Source organism: Prosthecobacter sp., from assembly GCF_029946185.1.
Taxonomy (GTDB): Bacteria; Verrucomicrobiota; Verrucomicrobiia; order Verrucomicrobiales; family Verrucomicrobiaceae; genus Prosthecobacter.
This window is the reverse complement of record NZ_JAQSEA010000194.1, coordinates 21,821-27,519: the sequence shown is the minus strand read 5'-3', so window position 1 is coordinate 27,519 and position 5,699 is coordinate 21,821. Positions and strand designations below refer to the sequence as shown.

The window sequence follows — 5,699 nt, the reverse complement described above, 5'->3', positions numbered from 1 at the left end:
TTGTCTGATTGTCCTTGTTTGCGCATCGGTGCTTCGAAAAAACTCAAGCCAGCGCAGGAATACCAGTAGGTGGTATTGGCGAGCCCGGCGGCATCGCCCCGGATTCACCCGCACCCGGCATGCCCGCCCCAGGCGGCATCATCCCCGGCGCACCCGGCATACCAGCACCTGGCATCGGCGGCGTACCCGGCGCTTGTGCCTCCGCACCTGGCGCCTGCGGTTGCTGCGCGGCCTGTTCCTGCTGCTGTTGCAAAGCCAGCAGCCCCTTCAGCTTCTCCGCCTCCTCCGGTGGCAGCAGCGGCAGGCAGCTTTCCAGCGTCACCACCGGCTTGCGCACCATCTCCTCCGCATTGGCAAATTCCAGCGCCTTCAGCGCCTGCACCACGCCCACGCGCGCGCCCACCTTGTCCGTCTCCGGCATGCCCGAGTAGCCCTGCAGCTGCTGCATCATCACCTGCGCACCCTGCAGCTTGTTCTGGTTCTGCTCCTGCGTCAGCAGCATCTGCACATCAATGTCCAGGTCACGCACATGCTCCGGCGCTATCGTCACCAGCTCCTTGTTGTGCCCCTCGCCCCACACAAAAGCCTCCGCGCGGTCAAAGTTCGCGTAGTGCAGCTTCACCGCATAGCTAAAGCCCCGCCCCTTCGATCTCCGCAGCCTGCGGATCGGCTTCTTCAGCAGCACCGCCGCACGACTGATCAGAGACTTGATCCCCGTCGCCGTGTTCGACTCCGGCACCCCGGATAAGTCCCCCTGGCTCGCACTCGTGATCCCACTGCGCAACTGCGCGATCTGCATCCCCGTTTGAAACAGCACCAGGCTCCGCGTGTCCGCATCCGGCAGCATCGCAAACTCAATGCAATCCGCCAGCCGCTTCCCCGCCTTCGGGCGAATGGTTTTGCCGGGGCCGATCACCATCGCGCCCCCGTCCTCATCCGCCTGCAGGTTCTCCTCATGCACCGCCGTCAGCGGATTCGCATGCATCTCATTGCGGAAGTTCACCTGATTCCACAAGTTATCCGTCCCCGTTTGAAGGTAGGAGTACTTCGAGAAAAAACCTCTGCCATAAAGCCTGTGCGGCACCGGCTCCCACACATCACACTTGATCGGCAGCTCAGCCTTCGGCGAAATATTCGCCAGATAGTCCGCCCAGATGATCCAGTCCTCATGCAGCGGCGGGAAGACCATGCACATCCGCGCCTCCTTGCCCGTGCCCGTCACATCCGCACGGATATACGCCTCGATCAGCCGCACGCGAGTGTTCAGCAGCTTGTCCGCCTCCACCTCGCCCAGCGGCTCATCCGCCGCCGCGCACGTCACCGTCGCATCCGCCGTCCGCTCACGCTGGATCTCATCATCACTGCACACCCGCGTCTCCGCGCAGCGCGCCAGGCGGATCGCATCCTCCTTCGAAAGGTGGAAGCGCCGCATCGCCTCAAACGTGCTCATCTCCACGCTCACATACACATTCGTATGTCGCAGATCCAGCTCCGGCGCATCCTCACGAAATGAGATGTCATTGAAGTGGATCGGCAGCGCCTCCACCCCCTGGCGGATGATCACCTCGCGCGTCTCATACGCCTCCTTCCACTCCAGCTTCCCCTTCAGTCGGCGGCGCAGTTTTTTCACCTGCGCATCATTCGTCACATACTCACCCAGCGCATCCATCACCGGCTCACCATCCGCATGCAGGCACGGCGTCGTCGCCTCATACTCGTCCACATCCGTCGCATACAGCGTCTTGATAAAGCACTCCCCCAGCGTCACCGCCTGGTCGATGCCCAGACACTGCGCATCCACAAATCGGCCATCGCGAAACGTCCACTGCAGGTGGTGTTGGATGTCATCCGCCAGCTTCTGGTCCGCCTGCCCCACCGGATTTGCCGCGAACCACGGCTCCCCGCCATAGATGTCCTGCTCCGCCTGCGCCGCCGCAAACTCCGCCAGCGACGCCACGATGTTGATCGACTCATTCGCCACTTCGAAAATGCTCTCCGCATCCTCCACCTCCGCCTTCTCACGGCGGGCCCGTGCGCGATGGTCAAAAATATCCTGCGCCTCCTGGCTCCACTTCAGGCGGTTCGCCCGCCACTGCACCAGACCCGCATCATAGCCCGCCTTCTGCGACCGCGCCCACTGCACCAGCCGCACCGCCCGCACACCACCATCAGCTGCCAGCGCATCCTCCAGCGGCGTCTTTTTCTTCTTCCGCACCAGCGCCGCCTTAGCGCGCAGAGCCGCCACACTCGCCGCCGCAGAAGCCTGGGCAGGCGTCGAACCATCGGCAGACGAAGAAGAAGGGGGGTCAGGGAGCAAGCGCATGCGAAAAGAGAAAATCGAGGTTCAAAAAGTCATTTGAATTCCCCCTCCGAGTTCTCCACTACGTCAGGCTGTCTGATCATACTTCTTGGGTCCAGATTTCGAATGGCAAGCGAAAATGTGTTCCTCTGTGAAAAAAGCACGTCAGTGCTTCTATTCATTTTAGGGTCTGGTTCTAAATACAAGTAAATACCAGTGAGGTGATTGACAGATCCACCGCATCACGAGTTCAGCTCATGCAGCAGGCGCGATGAAAATTCAGGCGCGAAGCGTCCTAGGTCATCAATCCGCAGCACTCCGCCAGATGGAGTGCGGTCGCGCAGCAAGGCACCAGCGCAGCTGCCGCTTTCGTGTGTCCTTGTGCTGCGCGTGGGCTGAGTGGCCTGCGCAGCCCCACTGCCCCCCCCCGCTTTCGGCTGTTTCTCGACCTGTGTTGTGTGTCGGTTTATTTACGATCTTCAGCGCGGGTTTATGCTGGCTTATGAGTACTTTGCCATCTAGACAATCATGCATTTGGCGGCTGATTTTTTCTTTTACTCCCCCTTCTGTTTTTCTTCCTTTGTATGAGAGCGTCTCGTTTGTTTTCCCTGGTGTTTCTGATCGGCCTAGCGGGCACGAATGGCACTCGCGGCCAGAGCGGCGCCAGTCGTGAGGCTGCGCTGACCGGGCCGGTGGTTCCTGCCGTGAGCAAGGAACTGACCACGGAAAGTCGCATCCTCTACGGACAGGCGATTGGCGAGGGGCGGGAAGTGCTCTTCAAGCTGGAGCGCGCGCCGTATTGGCAGAGGCTCTCGCTGGCGGAGGGCACATGGCTGCCGCTGCCGCCGGGGGACCTCAGCGGCTGCCATGTGGCGGGGAACAAGGACGCGCTCTTTGTGCTGAATCCCGGCCTGCGCGAGATCCGGCGCTACAATGCCGCGACGCTGACGCTGGAAAAGACAGCACGGCTGCCAGACAATAGCATGACCTACCACGGCATCACAGCGGGCTGCCTCACGGATGATGCGCCCCTGGCGGTGATGTCTGGCCTCGGCGCGGTCCCCTGCGATCCGAAGGAGCTGACGGTGGATGTTTACCCCGTTCAGCACGGGTACTTCCCCAGCCCGTTGGAGGATGCGTTTGACTACCAGGCCTCGGGAGATGGCACGCTGGTGTACTGCCGCCCCAGCGGGCCACCTGGGCGGAGCCGCAGCCCAACCACACTGCGCTATGAGTATCATGGTCCCCTGAGGGGATTTGATCGGAAGCACGCCAGTGAAAATGACCAGTCGCCCACGGTGTCTGCCTCCTGCTTTTTTTCCTGGGGCGAAGGCATCCTCTACCCAGGCTCGGCGAAGCGGCCGCACAAGAATCTGGTCAACCATTTTGGCAACATCAGCGTCACCGCGCTGGCCAGCAGCCCGAATCTCTGTGTGATCACGCTCGGAGACGCCCGCGCCACGCCAGCCGTGCCCGCTCAGTGCACCTTTTACTCCTACTACTCCCAGGCGCCGTGGGCCACGATTGAGGTGCCCGAGGTACGCGATGTGACTGACAGGGACGGGCCCAAATATGCCGGTCGTCTGTGGCTGGACCCTGCCAGCCTCACCCTGGCCGTGTGGCACCGTGATCAAACACTGACGCTGCACACGCTGGACAAGGCCGCAGTGCCGCAGCCGCAGACGCCCGTGCTGCTGAACTACCCGGACTGCTACGTGCAGCGCGGCGCGGCCTTCCACTTCAAGCCGCAGGTGCTGGGTGGGGCGGCGGCGCAGGTCTCCGCCACGGACACTCCGCCGGATTTCACCGTGGGGGCGGACGGCAGCATGGACTGGCAGGCTCCCCAGATGGCGGCGCAGAAGGAGGTGGCGCTGCGTGTGAAGCTGGCCGGTGGGGAGAGCCCGTGTGAATTTAACCTGGCGCTGCAGCTCAGCGGAGAGCAGCCGGTGGTGGCTGTGTCTGCCACCGTGGTGGAGGCGATAGACTTGAAAAACAAGACCAAGGTGCCCTCTGCCAAAAAAGGCGGCTCCGCGCAGGCGGTGTCGGAGGAGGATGAAATCAAAAATGCGGAGGATGCCTTTGCCAGTGCCATCAAGATCGGCTTTGCGGTGCCGCTGAAGTCGCGCCTCTACCGGAGCGACACCCCCATCGAAACCGTGCTGCCCGGGCTGGACGACTACCTCGCGCTGAAGATGAAGGACAAATCGCTGGCGCTCTTTTCCGTGCGCGAATGGAAGGTGGCGGGCAGGTTCATGCTAGGAGATACCAGCCTCGCCTTCATGGGCGGAGACGCCGTGTATTTATACGACAGCCTCACGCGGCTGCTCACACGCCATGCACTGCCCGGCTTTGCGCTCACGCACCGCTATCAGCTCCCAGACAGCGCCCGGCTCGTGGGGCTGGCCGTGGGCGAGACCGCCGCCGGCCCGCTGACGCTGGCGCTGCAAGAGGCGAATCGCGGCAGCTTGCTCGTGCTGGACAAGCAGACGCTCACCGCCACAAAATGGGCCCCCCACATGCCAGCGGGCCCTCTTGTGACGACTCAGCTCCTCGCGGAAATGCTGAGAAAAACGACCCCCGTACAGATACCCGCCTCCAGTGACGGACGGCTGGTGCTCCTGCCCGGCGGCGTGCTGATGATCTCCGCGGCGCTGACCATGGACTTCAGCAATGCAAGCCGTGCTCAGTCGTGGTCTGGCATCCAGCTGTTGAATGAGCGCAGCACCGCGCCCAAGATCGACGGGCTGTTCAGCGCGGGCCGTGGCTTCTCCCTCGGCTATTCTTATAGCAACGTACCGATGGATGACAAAGGCAACGTCCTGAGCCACTGCGGCAGCTACTACACCAGCTCCAAGACCGTGGACCACGGCACGAAGATCAACTTCTTCGCCACGGACGACGCCCGCCTGCTGCTGAGGCTGGACTGCGTGGAACTGCTGGACTTCCCGGACGCCCAGGTAGAGGGCAGTGACAGGCACCGGCAGGTGGTGCCCATGGGAGAGAAAAATCTGGTCACCGTGATCAGCCGCGGCGGCAGCACGCTGCAGGTGGTCGCGCTGGACATGGTTGCCGTCACCCGCGCCATCAACCCCGGCTCCGCGCACGTGACCTCGCACCCAAACCCGATCGTGCTGGAGGGTCGCACGCTGGACTACCAGCTCGCCGTGAACAACCCCGCTGGCGTGAGCGGCTACGAACTGCGCGACGCGATCCCCGGTGCCAGCATCAACAACCTCGGCCGCTTCACCTTCCGCGCGCCAGCGAAGCTCGAGAAACACATGCAGCTCAACATCGTCATCCAGATCCGCCTGAAAAGCGGCGTCACGGCACTGCACAAGTTTCCGATCTACGTACTGCCGCTGCCCGGAGCGATGGAGAAGACAAAGGCGCGCTGACTGCG

The 5,699-nt window shown here is 62.6% G+C and carries 2 protein-coding genes; one reads left to right on the top strand and one right to left on the bottom strand.

Translation table 11 applies throughout. The annotated features are described in order from the left end of the window. Window positions 1-43 precede the first annotated feature (43 nt). Window positions 44-2,323: a hypothetical protein gene (locus tag PSV43_RS16730; protein ID WP_300199838.1), complete on the bottom strand. Its 2,280-nt coding sequence runs from the start codon at window positions 2,321-2,323 to the stop codon at window positions 44-46. 560 nt (window positions 2,324-2,883) lie between these two features. Between PSV43_RS16730 and PSV43_RS16725 the strand changes: the two genes are divergently transcribed. Continuing rightward, on the top strand, window positions 2,884-5,694 hold the full coding sequence (locus PSV43_RS16725; protein WP_300199835.1) for a hypothetical protein: 2,811 nt from the start codon (window positions 2,884-2,886) through the stop codon (window positions 5,692-5,694). Window positions 5,695-5,699 lie beyond the last annotated feature (5 nt).